The organism is Sphingomonas sp. (genome assembly GCF_035998645.1).
In the GTDB taxonomy this organism is placed as follows: domain Bacteria; phylum Pseudomonadota; class Alphaproteobacteria; order Sphingomonadales; family Sphingomonadaceae; genus Sphingomonas.
In genome coordinates, this window is record NZ_DASYHL010000005.1 from 303,889 (window position 1) to 318,849 (window position 14,961).

Sequence of the window (14,961 nt, forward strand, 5' to 3'; positions counted from 1 at the left end):
TCGATCAACCTGGCATGATCATGCAAAAAGCGGCATGGAGGCCGCCCGACGGCGCGGCAGCCAAAGACAACGAGGACGATGAACGCAGTGAGCGACGCGACGAACCCGATCTATCGGCGGCGACCGAATGTCATGAGTGCGGTGGTCAATGCCGAACTGGTGATGATGAGCGTCGAGACCGGCCAGTATTTCAACCTGAATCCGGTCGGAGCCCATATCTGGCGCCTGCTCGAATCCGCGCAGAGCCTGGACGCGATCGTGGCGGCGCTGATTGATAGCTATGATGCGCCCGAAACGGTGATCCGTCAGGAGGCGCTGGCGTTTCTTGCGCGGCTGGAAGCTCAGGACATGGTCACGTCGGGGGTTGAAGCCGCCGCCTGATGCCCGGTCCGCTCAGGCGGATTCGCGGAGATACCAGCAATTGATCGCGAAACGCGACTGAGCAAAGCCGCCATCCGGACACGAGGTGGGGCGAACCTCATGCGGCACCCAGGCGGGGAACAGCACCAATCGATCGTTCTGCGGTTCGACATCGACATGGCTGCCGCCCTGTTCGGGACCATGCAGCGAATGGAGCCGCAATTCCCCCCCGCTGAACGGGCGGGGTATGGCGTGGAAGTAATAGACGCCGGTCAGCACGCGATCGGCACCGGACATCGTGCCGGCGACGAACGTGTCGATATGCCGGTGGTAGAAATCGCCGTCTCCATGCGCGGCCAACTCCATCGACAGGCCAGTCAGCGAAAAGGGGGCCATCCTCAATCGTGACAGCGCAGCGGGCAGCACATCGCGAAACCGGTTTTCCAACGTTTCGCGTAACGCTCCAAAATCCTGCATAGTACGGGAACTTCGGATGGTCTTGCGAACCGTCCTGGCAGCGTTCTTGCCCACCATCGCTTCGGTGAAGGCCGTTTCCCGTTCCAGCACGAACTCCACGAGCTGTGCAGCCAGATCGGCGCCGAATGCGGCATCAATGACCCAATATGGGGGTAGCGCGGAAAAAGCCGAGAGCGCGCTGGTTTTCATGTCGTGAGCATCACATTCAAATTCATTCGAGGACTGATAGTCCGGTCGGATGCCGCTCATCAACGCCCAAGCGCCGCCGCTGTCTCGTGAAGCGTTTACGGCTACCGGTAAGCGATGCTTGGGTGTCCGCAAAAGCCACCCGCCTGACGAAACCGGCCATTCCGCAAATGGCCCAAATTTTGCCATTCAAGCGAGTTCAATTCAGCGAAGGCAGCACCTGCACATCTCGTCGATTTGGCCCATGAGGTCCCCAAAACGCCCACTGCAGCCCGACATTCTTGGGGTCAATTTATTGTGATTCCGAGCTCATTTCGACGTAATGGCTACGTATTTCAGCTACTTATTGCGCAGTCGAGACTCGTGTCTCGCCGACCATCCCACCAGAATCCGCTGCGTTCCAAGACGCCCGACGGATCGCGACCAAGTCCGGTGTTACATGGCTCCTTAGACGAACCGAATGAACCGAGCCGTTACGATCCTACTAGGCAATGCAAGTTCAATCGTCGCCGCGACATTAGACTAAACCGCGGCGGCCGAGGAACGGCGCCGCTCTTGTGCGTCTGGGCAATGGCCGCGGGCAGCGCGATCACGCTGTTCTCTGTCGTGGACGGCGCCCTTGGTTCTACGCGAGCCTCGCCCGTCGAGCACAACAGGCTGCTGAGCCGACCAACCGCGAAATCGCTTGATCCATCCCTTGTCAATTTGCCGGCAGCGAATGGCGGCACTCAGCAGCGTCTCAATCAAATCTGCGCCAAGGCGTCGATCGACATCGCCAATAATTTTTTACCAGCGAGACAATTTCGCAGTTCACCCTTCAGCGTGAGACAAACTGCTATTGGCGACGCGAAGAGGCCAGTTTCGGTGACACGGTCGCGCTGCAGGGTGGCCGCGCCACACCCATCGGGCCGTGTCCGCACGGGCAGCGGGTTTTGGCTGGTCGGTTACCGAGATCGCCCAGCGGCTTGACGATGTCCGGCGCGCTTCTGGCTAGACGATCGCGTTCAGACGCGACCGAACGACACAGGCGCGCGCGCGCCGCGCCTGTGTCGCGCGGGTTGATCGGGGTGAATGTCCGGTCTTGGCGAGACGCGGCCCAAAGCCGCGCGTCGTCTTTCAAGCACCCTTCGCTGCGCGAAGACTGGCAACAAGTGGGTGGATAGCGGAAAGACTGCTACTCGCTCGCGCTCAGCGTTCCGTCAGCGGTCCAATAGCGCCACGCACCCGTTTCAACGCCTTTAACATATTCGCCCTCTGCGGCGATCTGTCCGCTGTCATGATAGTCACGCCACAGGCCATGTTCTTGTCCATCGACGTAGTTACCCTGTGAGGCGATGATGCCGTTAGGATGGAAGGCCTGAAAGAGACCTTCCCGTATCCAGCGAGTCCCGTCCGCCGACATTTTGCGCGCATATCGATACTGAATGCCGCCATCCTCGAACGGTATCTCGGCAATGTGAAGTTCGCTCATGTTTATCAACTTGAGCGCTATGCTAAACGTCCGCAATGGGGTCGGAACGTGAACGGCGGCTTTGTCCGTGCCTCCGTGATTTCCTGCAATTCACAGTGCGACCCCGAGGACGTGCAGCCGGCATTGGCGCTGAATTTCAGCTGGACTGCGCAAGCACTCAATCCGCCAGGCAGGTTTCGCGCATTAGCCGGCCAGCAGTTCCACCGTATCTGCTTCGACCCAGCCGGATTCACACGGGCCGATATAGTCGACATCCACTTTGACCGGCGCGCTTACCTCGCAATCGGTGTCGGGGAAGTTGGCGTAGATAATGCCCAACATATCGCCGTCGATGCTGGTCTCGCACACCCATATCGCCGTGCCGCCAGCGACGTATTCGGTGATTTCCAGCTCCATGCTGGGGCCGGGAAATACGCCCACGGCGCCTTCCGGCCCCTGATCCGCGATAACGCCAGCGCTGCACGGATCGGTGCCTGTCGCGCTGAGGGTGACAGGCTCGTTGCCGCCCGAATATCGCGGCTGTGCCGACACGGGCGCAGCAACCAGGCTTGCCATCAATAGCAGTGACGCGTTCTTGCGCATGAAAGATTCCCCAAATGCTTGGAGCAGCCGCCCCGCTCATTCACGCCGACAGAGCGGCATGTCAGTCGGGTTCGGCTGTCCTGGCCTCTTCAGTTCAGTGTGCCGATTTCGGTGCGGGCAGGTCGAGGGTGAAGCTGAACGAACCAGACTTCGGAGCGGCGGTGCTAGCTGCACCGATCGCCGCGACCGTGTAGCTGACCCGGTATCGCCCGGGTGCGGTCAAGGATTCGGACAAGGTGAACGCAAACATCTCGCTTCTCTTCTTAAAAAAAGCCGTCGCCGCGTTGTAGATTTCGGTCTCTGTCGCATCGGGATGGACGATTTTCACAGAGACGAGATCGACAGTGTCCTCAAATCCGATTTGAACAAACTGGACCTCCTCACGCTCGATGCCGTCGGCTTTCGGGTGGGAATAGTTCAGATCTGTCTTCGCAGCCTGACTAACGGCGGGTGTCGCGCAAAGCAGGGGCACGATCGTCAGCAAAGATATCGGAAGTCTCATGGGTTCTCTCTCCAGCCATGTTGGTGCCTGACCAGCGCAAGCGCTGGCCAGACACGGGAACAGGTTCAGCAGCCGCTCTTTTTCTTCTTCTTGCCCAGCCCGCCCAGCGCGCCGCCGAGGGCCGCGCCGGTGCGGCCGCCAAGCACGCCGCCGACAGCGGCACCCACGTCCGATCCGGAGATGCATTCGTCGGCCTTGGTGGCGGCCGGCTGGCTGGCCGAAGACGATCCAGCGGGCGATGCGCCCGAAGTCTTGTCTGCGCCCTTGAAGAAGGCGGCGGCGTCGGCTGACAACGAACTGTCGGGAATGGACTTGTAGTCGAGCGAATAGTTCATCGCGTTGGCGTAGATCGTATTGAAGTCCCTGGTCCCAGCGAGATCAACTTCAGCATAAGACAGGTGCTTGTAATTCGATGTGCACCAGATGCCCCAATCGTCCAGCTCACCCGGCGCACACGGCTTGCCATTCTTCAAACGCGGAACGGGCGCGTTTTTGATTTCCGTGAAGCATTGCTTGTTGTTGGTCGATGCGCGCCAGCCGGTGGGGCAGCGGGTGAGAATGCCCGCTCTGTTGATGCCCCCGGATACGTCTGCGAAGCGCCTGGTCATCATGTCAACTGAGGTGCACACCAGATCATTGACTGTATCGACAAAATAGCCCTGAGCGCACGCAGTACTCTTGTTCGCTCGGACATAAACCGCTGGCATTGGGTTGACGACTGTAGATGGCACACAAAAAGTGTCAGTCTCACGATTCCATCCATAAGGGCACCGGCCCTTTTCCCTCGGCAGTTCCAGACGCCCCGTTGTGCGTCCCTGTGCCTGAGCTGAAGGGGCAGTCGCCAGCGAACCGACGGTGAAAAGCATAAAACCAGCGGCGGCAAGCATGGTCGTGGATGAAAGTGAACGCATCGAATATTCCCCTGAATTGAATATGGTCACAGCCCGATCCCGTGCTCCCGAGATCGCGCCGGTTGTCTGGTTGGTGTAGGGAGCGCCGCGTCGCGGCAGCTCCGCCGCTGCGGGCGCCGGATCACTACTTCTTCGTCGAACACCACACGCGGTAAACCTCGAAATAGCCGTCCGCGCAGCTGTCCTTTGCGTTCTTCGCGTAGATCTTGGGCGACGTGCTGCCCATCGGTTCGCACAGCGCGGTGTTGCCATTCGGCGTGCGCCATCCCGAGGGGCAGGCGACCGCACGGCTCGGCTTTTCGACGATGTTCTTGTTCTGCCCTTGCGCGCTGGCAGGAACGCCCAGTCCGGCCGCCGCGAGGCTGGCGACCAGCGCAATGGTGGCAAGGCTGAGCGCGCCGGCGACAGTCACGCGGCGGCGGCTTTCACTAAGGGATACGGTTCACTCTCCTTGTTGCGATCGGATTTGCTGGCTGCAACCCTTGACGATGGCGGTCTATCTGGGCGCGGTGGCGGTGATCGCCTGGCATATTTATCGTGTGCCGATGCCCGAAGGCTTCATTGTGCCGGCGATCATCTGGATCTGGTATCTGGGCATATTGGCGGTGGCGGTGGTTGCGCGGCTCGCCTGGCATTTTGCCACGCACGCCGAGGACCGCCTGCTCGAAAGCGCCCTGATGACGGTGAGCGCTGCAGCATTGCTGATGGATGCGGCATCGGAGTGGTTTCCCGAACTGCAGTTGCAGAGGGACAATCTCGGCAATTCCGCCGTCTTCCTGCTGCTGGCGATGACAGCGGCGTTCCTCACCCGCAATTTCCGCCTGTTCCAGTCGCAAGGGGCATTGAACGCAATGCTGCGGGAAAAAGTCACACTGCGCGAAGCCGAACTGGCCGAGGCGGCGGTGCGCGAACAGGCGCTGGTGCGCGCACAGGCGCATGACGAGGAACGCCGGCGGATCATGCGCGACCTGCACGATGGCCTTGGCAGCCAGCTGATGACGATGATGCTGAGCGCAAGGCTGGGCGAGAGCGATCCGCCCAAGGTTGCCGAAGGTTTGCAGAGCGTGATCGACGAGATGCGGCTGATGGTCGATTCGATGGATTCGGTGGGCGAATCGCTTGAAGCGGCGCTCGCCACCTTCCGGGCGCGCATCCAACCGCGCATTGAGGCGGCGGGCTTTGCATTTTGCTGGAGCCAGACCGCCGCGCTCAATGCCCCCGATCTTGGTCCGCGCGACGTGCTGCAAATCTTCCGGATCATGCAGGAAGCCGTCACCAATGCGCTCAAACATTCGGGCGGGAGCGAGATTGCGGTCGAAATATCGGCAACCGTCCATGGTGCGGTTGCGATCTCCATTGCCGATAATGGCTCAGGCGGCGCGGAAGCGGGCGATGCGGGCCGCGGCCTTGCCAATATGCGTGCCCGCGCACGGGCGGTGGGGGCCGATTATGCGGTGCAATCCGAACCTGGCTCCGGCACGCGCATCACGCTTGCCCTGCTCCAGCCTGCCTGATGCACGCATACCATATCTTTGCCGCTGGCATGGGGTGGGCGCGGATGCGGGCGGGCGATAGATCTTTGGCATGACCACCGCCTCGCCCTCCGCACCCGTCCGCATCGCAATCATCGAGGATGAGCCGGCGGTGCGCCGCTATTTCATGCAGATCATGGGAACGGCTGAAGGACATGATGTGATCGCGATGGCGCCCGATCTTGCCACCGGCCGTGGGCTCATCAGCCTGGCGCCCGATCTGTTCCTGATGGATATCGGCCTGCCCGACGGCAATGGCTATGATCTGGTGCCTGAAATCAAAGCGGCATGTGCGGCCAAGGTGCTGATCATCAGTTCGTTCGGGGACCGCGACACGGTGGTGAAGGCCCTTTCTGCGGGCGCGGACGGCTACCTGCTAAAGGACAGCTCGCCCAAACAAATCCTCGATGGCATCGCAATCACGCTGGATGGCGGTGCGCCGGTCAGTCCCGCGGCCGCGGTCTACCTGCTCGATCTGCTGCGCGCGCCTGCGCGCTCATCGCACGCCGTACCCTCTGCGGAGGCTGACGGTCGGCTCACCCAGCGCGAGACCGAACTGCTGCGCGTCTTTGCCGAGGGAAAGAGCTACAAGGAAGCCGCCCGCGCGCTGAGCATATCGCCCCATACCGTCGGCACCCACGTCAAGGCGATCTACCGCAAGCTCGAGGTCAACTCACGCAGCGATGCGATCCGGCAGGGCTTCCGCAGCTGAACCCGAACAGTTGTTGTTGGGCGCGCAGCCGTTGCCGGCCTCTTCGCGCTGATCAATTCCGGGACAGGTATCTCGGGTTCGAATCCGGCCTGCTCGACCAGTGGTTTTCCGCACGGTGCCCCGGAAACACGCCCGACCCCAGCACCTTATCGATGCGTGTGGAGCTCGCTTCGGACGATCAGCGTGAGCAGATAGGGCGCGTAGCTCTGGTCAGCGATCAGCAGGTAGTCCGGTGCGTCGCTTGTGCGGGCGACGAACACGCCGAAATCGCCGAACCGCGTGCGCACCGCCGATCCGGTGGGCATGGCCGCATCGCGCAGGTCCAGTGCGGTATAGGCAGCAAGGCACGCCGTCGCCGACGCCCCAGTCAGGCGCAGCGCGACCACGCCGGGGGTCACGTCAAGAATCAGCGCAGTTTCTCCGCACAGCGCCGCTTCGATGCCGCTGGCGGTCAGTTCCGCGTTGGCATCGCTGCTGAGCAGCAGCCACTCGCCGGGCGCCATGGCCGCCAGAATGTGCGTGTCGGTCATGGCGAAGCGGCACGGCGCGGGCGCCGCGACACCGAGCAGTGCGGCTAGCCGCTGCGCCGCATCGGGAGCGGCGCGAAGTTGGATCTTGGTGATCCGCAAATCCCGGTCGATCCGGCACCAGGGGGGCAGCGCGGTTTCCTCACGCATCGAGCCGCGCTCCTTCGGGGTCATAGCTGCGGACGGGAGCGATGCGCGCCTCCCGCCACTGGTCGAGATCCCAGACACGAACGCGCTCGCCGATCCGCGCCTGTCCCCGCGCGACCATTGCCAGGGCTAGCGGCTCGGCCAGCGTTGGCGACCAGACGCTCGACGTCACCCAGCCCTCGCCGGGCTGCGCTCGCGTCGTCCCGGCGGGAAGCACATGCGCGCCGATCGGGAGGGGGGTCGGGTCCCCGTCGGTCACTGCCAGACCGACCAGGCTGCGGCGATCGTCGCGTAATCCGTCCGGGCGAAGGGCGGAGCGGCGACCGACGAAATCCATCGGCTTTTTCCGGATGATCTCGCCCAACCCGATGTCCTGAGGCAGCGTCGTGCCGTCGGTGTCAGCGCCGATGTGGAGATAGCCTTTTTCGACCCGCATCGTCATCAGCGCCTCGACCCCGAACGGGGCGATCCCCTCGGCGGCGCCGGCGCTCATCAGCGCGTGCCACAGCGCCTCCGCCGCGCCCCATGGCACGGCCACCTCGAACGACAATTCGCCGGTAAAGCTGACCCGCGCGATCCGCGCCGCAATGCCCGCAACGGCACCCTGCTTCGCGGCCATATGGGGAAAGCTGTCGCGCGACACATCCATGTCGCTCGCCAGCCGCTCCAGCACCGCGCGCGACCGGGGGCCGACGATGTTGGCGACCGCCCAGCAGGCTGTGACATCCTCGACCAGCACCCGCAAACTCGTCCACTCGCACTGCAGCCATTCGCGGAATAGCTCGGTAACGGCGGCGGCATGACCGCTGGTGGTGCCGACGAGGAAATGGTCCTCAGCGATCCGGGTCACCACGCCATCGTCGAACACCACGCCATTCTCGGTCAGCAGGATCGCGTAGCGGCAGCGCCCGGGTTTCAGCGTGCCGATCCGGTTGACATACATGCGGTCGAGAAACTCGGCGGCGTCGGGGCCTTTGACCTCGATCTTGCCGAGCGGCGATGCTTCGAACAGGCCCACGCCGTTGCGCACGTGCGTCACCTCGCGGTGGACCGCATCGGCTTCGCTTTCGCCGGGGCGGGGATAGGCTGCAGGGCGCATCCAGCCGCCATACTCCTCGAACGCTGCGCCCTGCGCCGCATGCCAGCGATCCATCGCCAGGTACCGGCGCGGACGCAGCCCGTCGCCGATGCGATGGCCTGCGAATACGCCGAATGGGACCGGGTCATAGGGCGGGCGGAATTTGGTGGTGCCGATCGCCTCCATCGGCCTACCGAGCACGGCGCCGAGGATACCGATGCCATTGACGTTGGAAGTCTTGCCCTGATCCGACGCCATGCCGAGCGTCGTGTAGCGTTTGAGATGTTCGACCGACCGGAAATTCTCGCGCGCGGCGAGCGCGATGTCGGCTGCGGTCACGTCATTCTGGAAATCGACCCAGGCGTCGTCGTTGAGGGTATCGCCTTCCGAGATTGACCACACGGGCGGGTGAGGGGCCTCGCGGCTGCGTTCGGCCTGTCTGTCGCGCGCGGCCGCGAGCGTCGCGTCGGTCCGGAACTCTCCCGCCGCGCCGCCGATGCTGTGCTGGGGGCTGGCGGGTTCGGGCATGAAGCTGTGCAGGCCGGGGTCGAGCTTCAACCGACCGCCGCCCTGCGAATGAAGATGCACCGCCGGGCTCCAGCCGCCGGACATGAGCAGCAGGTCGCACGACAAGGTCCGGGTCTCGCCGACGATGCGCCCGCCGGGGAAGACCCGCCCGACCCGCACGGCGCGGAGTGCCGTCCGCTTCATCGCCTCGACCGGAGCGGTGCGCAGGTGGACGGCGATGCCAAGCGCTTCGGCGCGCGCGATCAGCGTGTTGGCGGGACTGGGGCGGGTATCGAGGATGGCGGCGACGTTCGCTCCGGCCTCGGCCAGATCGAATGCGGCGTGCCAGGCGCTGTCGTTGGTGGTCGCGACGACGATCTCGCGCCCCGCGACAACCGCGTTGCGATGGAGATAGCCACGCGCTGCGCCCGCCAGCATAACGCCGGGGCGGTCATTGCCGCGGAACACCAAAGGCCGCTCGATCGCGCCGGTTGCAAAAATCAGCTTGTCGGCGCGGACCCGCCACAACCGTTGGCGCGGGCCGGTGCGTTCGGCGATCGGGAGATGATCGGTCAGCCGCTCGCACAGCGAAACCAGCCCGTGATCATAATGCCCGGTCGCCAGCGTTCGGTTCATCAGCGTGACATTGGGCAGCGCTGCGAGCGTGCCGAGCGCCTCTTTGATCCATTGCCGCGCCGGTTTCCCTTCGACGACCTCGCAGGTGCCGGCCAGCCGGCCGCCCCACTGCGCTCCGCCCGTGACCAGCATCACCGACTGGCCCGATGCCGCCGCATGCTGCGCAGCCGCAAGACCCGCAATTCCCCCGCCGATGATCAGTACATCGATATGCGCGCTCGTCTGCGCATAGCTGTCGGGATCGGGGAGTCGCGGCGACGCGCCGAGACCCGCGGCCTTGCGGATCAACGGTTCGAACAGACGCCAGCTCGGCCACATGAAGGTCTTGTAATAGAAGGCTGCAGGGATGAAGCGCTTGAACGCGCCATTCACCGCCATCAGGTCGAAACGCAGGCTGGGCCAGGCGTTGACCGGGGCGGCGGTCAGCCCGTCGTACAGCTCGATATAGGGCGCCTTGAGGTTCGGGCTGGCATGCGCGCCCGTTTCGAGCTGAACGATGAAGTTGGGTTCGTCGAGCCCGGCGGCGATCAGCCCGCGCGGGCGGTGATATTTGAAGCTGCGCCCGATCATGCGCGCGCCCGATGCCAGCAAAGCAGAGGCGAGCGTGTCGCCGGCATAGCCGCTGTACGTTCGGCCCTCCCATTTGAAGGTCAGCGGGCGACTACGGTCGATCGCTCCGCCTTCTGCCAGGCGATAGCCGCTCATCGCTGCCCCTCCGGCGCGGGGCGGGGGTCGGTGATGCCGTATACGGCGGTGATGCGATGCGTCACCGTGTCGCGCGCGACGTTGAACCACAGGCCGCAGCCGAAGCGATGGTGCCAGCGCTCAAAGCTCGCGCCCTGCGCATTATCGCGGTGGAACAGATACTCGGCCCAAGCGGCGTCGTCGGTCGCCTGCGGATCGGGCGGGCGCACGATCGGGCTCTCGCCGCCGCAGCGAAATTCCAGTTCCGCGCGCGGGCCGCACCAGGGACAGTCGATCAGCAGCATGAAGACCTCAATGGGCGATGCCGGAGGCGGCGGATTCGTCGATCAGCGCCCCGGTCCGAAAGCGATCGAGCGCGAAGGTCGCGGCCAGCGGATGCGCGGTGCCGGTGGCCATGTGATGCGCGAGGCAATATCCGCCGCCGGGGATCGCCTTGAACCCGCCGGTGCCCCAGCCGCAGTTGAGGTACAGTCCCTTTACCGGGCTTTCGCCGAGGATCGGGGTGGAGTCCGGCGTCACATCGACGATGCCCGCCCATTGGCGGAGCAGGCGGACGCGCGAGAATTGCGGGAACAGGTCGATCAGGCCCGCTGCGGTATCCTCCAGCACGGGCAGGCTGCCGCGCTGGGCATAGGACGGGAACAGGTCCAGCGCGCTGCCGATCACCAGCTCGCCCTTGTCAGACTGGCTGAGATAGGTGCCGGTAGATGGCGCGAGCACCACCGTGTCGAGCACGGGCTTCAGCGGCTCCGACACGAATGCCTGAAGCGCGTAGGAGACGATCGGCAGGCGGAACCCGGCGCGCTTGGCCATCACGCTGCTATGCCCCGCCACCGCCATGCCGACGCAATCGGTCGCGATGTCGCCGCGGCTGGTGCGCAGGCCGGTGATCCGGCCATCGCATTGGTCGAAGCCGGTCACTTCGCAATTCTGGATGATGTCGACCCCCAGCGCATCGGCGGCGCGGGCATAGCCCCAGGCGACGGCGTCGTGGCGCGCGGTGCCGCCGCGCGGCTGGAACAGGCCGGCGACGATCGGAAAGCGTGGGGACGGGTTCAGGCCGGGGATGCGGCGCTGGACCTCCTCACCGCAATGAAACTCGGCGTCGACCCCGTTGAGCCGCATCGCATTGACGGAGCGGCGCAGCATCTCGATGCCATGCCGGTCATGCGCAAAGCTCCACATGCCGCGCTGTGAGAACATGATGTTGTAGTTGAGCGCGCGCGACAGCCCTTCGTACAGGGTCAGCGAGAAGTCGTAGAAGCGCGCGCTTTCCGGGAAGAAATAGTTCGACCGGATCACCGTCGTGTTGCGCCCGGTGTTGCCGCCGCCGATCCACCCGCGCTCCAGCACCGCGACATCGCGAATGCCGTGATGCGCGGCGAGATAATAAGCGGTCGCCAGGCCATGTCCGCCGCCGCCGATGATGACTGCCTGATAGCGTTTGCGGGGCTCGGCATCGCGCCAGGCAGGCGACCAGTTGCGTTGCCCGGTAAGGCCCGCGCGCAGAAGTGACCACGCCGAATATCGTGTCACGTGCGCCGCTCCCCCCCCCTGCTTCCTGCGAAACACGATGCATAAATACACAAGTGTATTTGCGCAATGGCCGAATGGCGATTTTCAGGCTGGAGTAGGCTGCGTGGTGGCGAGCCGCCGCGCGACCAGTGGCATGCACAGCGGAATGGTGAGGACACAGGACAGGAAGCCGAGAATCCCCAGCATCGAATAGGAGCCGAAATCGGCGACCAGGCCGCCGATCGGTGCGCCGATGGCAAAGGCGAAGCGTTCCCATCCGCCGCCCATCGTCCCGGCGCGACCCGACGGGTCGATCGCCGCCGCGACACCCAGGAACACCGAATATTGGTACATGTAGAAGATCCAGTAGGTCAGCACGCCGATCGCGAACATGACTGCCCCGGTCGCAAACCCCATCAACAGGCATGAGACACCTGTGCCGATCAGCCCGAAGATCATCGACGCGACCCGCGGCGCGCGTCCGCCGAGCCAGGCGGCGACGACCGTCCCGGCAATGCCGCACAGTGCGCTGAGCGACAGGATCGTCGCGGTGGTGGTGGGCGCGATCTCCAGCCCCTTGGCGATCCGCTCGGCAAAGCTCCACAGCGCCCCGGTGCCGAGCGAATAGCCCGCCCACATCAGCATCAGCGCCAGGATCGCGGGCTGACGCAGCAGCCCGCCCGCATGGATCGCCGGCAACTCCGTCCGCGCGCGAAAGGCGAGCATCATCGGCATGGTGATGAAGATCGCGAGCGCGACGGCGAGGAAGGCACCCATCCGGCCGAGATGGATGCTCGCCAGCGGCATCACGAACATCAGCGCGACGACATAGGCGACCGCGCCGCCATTGCCGATCGCATAGACCCGGTCGGGGTTCGCTGCAGTGGATCCGCCGGTGATCGTGGCAGCGAAAACCAGCCCATATCCGGTGCCGGCCAGCGCCGCGAAGACCAGCAGCAGCGCGAACGACCCCGGCATGAAATACATCAGCATGTGCGCGCCCAACGCCAGCGTGGCCCCGATCATTGCAACCGTGACCGACCGTGCGCGGTGGATGAACGGGGCGAGCGCGATCATCGACAGCGCCAGTGCGCCGATCTGGAAAAAGCCGAACAACCCTGCCTCACGGCCGTTGAGACCGAGGTCCATCAGCGCGCCGACCTGAAGCGGCATGGTCGAAGTGCCGATATGCGCGATGCCGTTGCCGATCACGACGGCGGCGATCAATGCGAGGCTGTCGGTTCTGCGTGCCACCCTGTTCTCCCCGATCTCACGGCGCGGCAGGCTGCCCGTGTCGATTTCCGTCAAGAAATACATCTATGTATTGACATGTCTAGCCTCTCCCGACAGCGGCATCGCGCACCAGTAGCGGCGATTGACCCCGCGCGTGGTTATCCGGCAATGAGGCACTATGGCTGAGAATAAAGCGACAGCGACCAAGACGGGGAAGGGTGCTGGCAAGACGGGCCGAACATGGCGCCGTACTCCGCCGCCCGACCATACGCCCTCGACTCAGGAATGGATCGACATCGCGCGCCGCACCTTGATTGAGGACGGCATCGTCGGCGTGAAGATCGACCGGCTCGCCAAGACGGTGGGTGTGACGCGCGGCGGTTTTTACTGGCGGTTCAAGGACCATACCGAACTGCTCGACGCGCTGCTCAAGGACTGGCGGGCGAGCAATACCCAGCCGATGCTGGACGTGCTTGCCGCATCCGGCACGGTCGAGGAGCGGCTGTCGCGGTTGGCGCACCTGTACATTTCCGAACAGGGGTTCAGCCCGGCCTATGACCGCGCGGTGCGTGCCTGGGCCAATCTCTCGGCAGAGGTCGAGGCGGTGGTGCAGGAGGTCGATGCGGTCCGCATCGATGCCATCCAGGCCGTGTTCGCCGAGGGCGGGTACAGCGAAGACGACGCGATGATCCGCGCCCGCATCGTCTATTTCCACCAGGTCGGCTATTACGCGACCGGCCTTAAGGAATCGCTCGAACAACGGCAGGACCTCATCCATCGCTATGTGAAGGTGTTTACCGGCCGCGATTGAGCGGACCGGTTCACGCCGCCTTGACTCCGACCATCTAACCGCTGAAACAATACACATCTGTATTGCTATGGTGGGATGGCGGAATGCTCCAGTCGGAACTGCGCGGCCTGTATCCGGAGATCGAACCCTATGCGAGCGGGATGCTCGATATGGGGGACGGGCATCAGCTCTATTATGAGCGGGTCGGGACGCCCGGCGCCAAGCCTGCGATCTTCCTGCACGGCGGGCCGGGCGGTGGCTTTGCTCCGTCGCACCGTCGCCTGTTCGACCCGACACGTTACGATGTCCTGCTGTTCGATCAGCGCGGTTGCGGGCGGTCGACGCCGCATGCGGGCCTTGAGGACAACACCACCTGGCATCTGGTCGCCGATATGGAGCGGCTGCGCGAGCTGCTCGGGGCGGAGCAGTGGCTGGTGTTTGGCGGATCATGGGGATCGACGCTCGGCCTTGCCTATGCGCAGACCCATCCGGATCGCGTCAGCGCGTTGGTCCTGCGCGGAATTTTTACCGTGTCGCGCGCCGAGATCGACTGGTTCTACCGCTTCGGCGTGTCGGAAGTGTTTCCCGAAAAATATGCGCGCCTTCAGGCACCGATTCCGGAGGCGGAGCGGGGCGATCTGGTCGCCGCCTATCGCCGCCGCCTGGCCGGTGACGACGCGGCGGCGCAGATCGAGGCGGCACAGGCGTGGACGCGCTGGGAGTGCGAAACCTCGACGCTGTTGCCCAATGCGGCGCTCGACGCGCTGTGGCGGGACGAACGCTATGCGCTTGCCTTTGCCCGGATCGAAAATCACTATTTCACCCATGGCGCGTGGCTGGAGGACGGCCAGTTGCTGCGCGACGCGGACCGGTTGCGCGATATCCCCGGCGTGATCGTCCATGGCCGCTACGACCTGCCATGCCCGGCGACCTATGCCTATGCGCTGCACGGCGTCTGGCCGGAGGCGGAGTTTCACCTGATCGATGGGGCAGGGCACGCCTATTCCGAGCCGGGAATCCTCGACCAGCTGATCCGCGCGACCGACCGCTTCGCCGATGCGGACGCGCCGGTTTGGACGGAGATCTGACG

The 14,961-nt window shown here is 64.2% G+C and carries 16 protein-coding genes; 5 read left to right on the plus strand and 11 right to left on the minus strand.

The genetic code is table 11. The annotated features are described in order from the left end of the window. Window positions 1-87 precede the first annotated feature (87 nt). Window positions 88-381, plus strand: a complete 294-nt coding sequence (locus VGN66_RS15090) for a PqqD family protein (RefSeq protein ID WP_327519637.1) — start codon at window positions 88-90, stop codon at window positions 379-381. A 12-nt stretch (window positions 382-393) separates the two neighbouring features. Here the strand turns inward: VGN66_RS15090 and VGN66_RS15095 are convergent, their stop codons facing one another. The 6 genes from VGN66_RS15095 to VGN66_RS15120 all read right to left on the minus strand — a co-directional run bounded on the left by VGN66_RS15095 (window position 394) and on the right by VGN66_RS15120 (window position 4,901). Continuing rightward, a complete protein-coding gene (locus VGN66_RS15095; RefSeq protein ID WP_327519638.1) occupies window positions 394-1,086 on the minus strand; it encodes a 2OG-Fe(II) oxygenase in 693 nt (230 codons plus the stop codon). A gap of 1,111 nt (window positions 1,087-2,197) precedes the next feature. After that, entirely contained in the window at window positions 2,198-2,494 is a 297-nt protein-coding gene (locus VGN66_RS15100) for a hypothetical protein (protein WP_327519639.1), read from the minus strand. 183 nt (window positions 2,495-2,677) lie between these two features. Then, window positions 2,678-3,076 carry a hypothetical protein gene (locus VGN66_RS15105; protein WP_327519640.1) on the minus strand — a complete coding sequence of 133 codons (399 nt, stop codon included), beginning with the start codon at window positions 3,074-3,076 and terminating at the stop codon, window positions 2,678-2,680. A 94-nt stretch (window positions 3,077-3,170) separates the two neighbouring features. Further along, window positions 3,171-3,560 carry a copper resistance protein CopC gene (locus VGN66_RS15110; RefSeq protein ID WP_327519641.1) on the minus strand — a complete coding sequence of 130 codons (390 nt, stop codon included), beginning with the start codon at window positions 3,558-3,560 and terminating at the stop codon, window positions 3,171-3,173. A gap of 83 nt (window positions 3,561-3,643) precedes the next feature. Further along, the gene (locus VGN66_RS15115) at window positions 3,644-4,489 is read right to left on the minus strand and encodes a hypothetical protein (protein ID WP_327519642.1); all 846 of its coding nucleotides are present in this window, start codon (window positions 4,487-4,489) and stop codon (window positions 3,644-3,646) included. Between the two features lie 124 nt (window positions 4,490-4,613). Then, on the minus strand, window positions 4,614-4,901 hold the full coding sequence (locus tag VGN66_RS15120) for a hypothetical protein (RefSeq protein WP_327519643.1): 288 nt from the start codon (window positions 4,899-4,901) through the stop codon (window positions 4,614-4,616). A gap of 76 nt (window positions 4,902-4,977) precedes the next feature. Here VGN66_RS15120 and VGN66_RS15125 point away from each other — a divergent pair, with 76 nt between their 5' ends. Together VGN66_RS15125 and VGN66_RS15130 are read left to right on the plus strand one after the other, a co-directional pair. Further along, on the plus strand, window positions 4,978-6,003 hold the full coding sequence (locus VGN66_RS15125) for a sensor histidine kinase (RefSeq protein WP_327519644.1): 1,026 nt from the start codon (window positions 4,978-4,980) through the stop codon (window positions 6,001-6,003). A gap of 70 nt (window positions 6,004-6,073) precedes the next feature. Next, window positions 6,074-6,733, plus strand: coding sequence for a response regulator transcription factor (locus VGN66_RS15130; RefSeq protein ID WP_327519645.1), 660 nt, complete (start codon window positions 6,074-6,076; stop codon window positions 6,731-6,733). Window positions 6,734-6,879: 146 nt separating this feature from the next. Here the strand turns inward: VGN66_RS15130 and VGN66_RS15135 are convergent, their stop codons facing one another. From VGN66_RS15135 to VGN66_RS15155, 5 genes are all read right to left on the minus strand, one after another. Next, window positions 6,880-7,410, minus strand: a complete 531-nt coding sequence (locus VGN66_RS15135) for a sarcosine oxidase subunit gamma (protein WP_327519646.1) — start codon at window positions 7,408-7,410, stop codon at window positions 6,880-6,882. Then, window positions 7,403-10,333, minus strand: a complete 2,931-nt coding sequence (locus tag VGN66_RS15140; RefSeq protein WP_327519647.1) for a sarcosine oxidase subunit alpha family protein — start codon at window positions 10,331-10,333, stop codon at window positions 7,403-7,405. The genes VGN66_RS15135 and VGN66_RS15140 overlap by 8 nt, the downstream gene beginning before the upstream one ends. Continuing rightward, window positions 10,330-10,617, minus strand: a complete 288-nt coding sequence (locus tag VGN66_RS15145; protein WP_327519648.1) for a sarcosine oxidase subunit delta — start codon at window positions 10,615-10,617, stop codon at window positions 10,330-10,332. The genes VGN66_RS15140 and VGN66_RS15145 overlap by 4 nt, the downstream gene beginning before the upstream one ends. 7 nt (window positions 10,618-10,624) lie before the next feature. Then, complete coding sequence (locus VGN66_RS15150) at window positions 10,625-11,869, minus strand: sarcosine oxidase subunit beta family protein (protein WP_327519649.1); 1,245 nt, start codon at window positions 11,867-11,869, stop codon at window positions 10,625-10,627. An 84-nt stretch (window positions 11,870-11,953) separates the two neighbouring features. Next, the gene (locus VGN66_RS15155) at window positions 11,954-13,102 is read right to left on the minus strand and encodes an MFS transporter (protein WP_327519650.1); all 1,149 of its coding nucleotides are present in this window, start codon (window positions 13,100-13,102) and stop codon (window positions 11,954-11,956) included. A gap of 157 nt (window positions 13,103-13,259) precedes the next feature. Here VGN66_RS15155 and VGN66_RS15160 point away from each other — a divergent pair, with 157 nt between their 5' ends. Continuing rightward, the gene (locus VGN66_RS15160; RefSeq protein ID WP_224920407.1) at window positions 13,260-13,892 is read left to right on the plus strand and encodes a TetR/AcrR family transcriptional regulator; all 633 of its coding nucleotides are present in this window, start codon (window positions 13,260-13,262) and stop codon (window positions 13,890-13,892) included. A gap of 83 nt (window positions 13,893-13,975) precedes the next feature. After that, window positions 13,976-14,959: a prolyl aminopeptidase gene (gene pip, locus VGN66_RS15165; protein ID WP_327519651.1), complete on the plus strand. Its 984-nt coding sequence runs from the start codon at window positions 13,976-13,978 to the stop codon at window positions 14,957-14,959. Window positions 14,960-14,961: the final 2 nt, after the last annotated feature.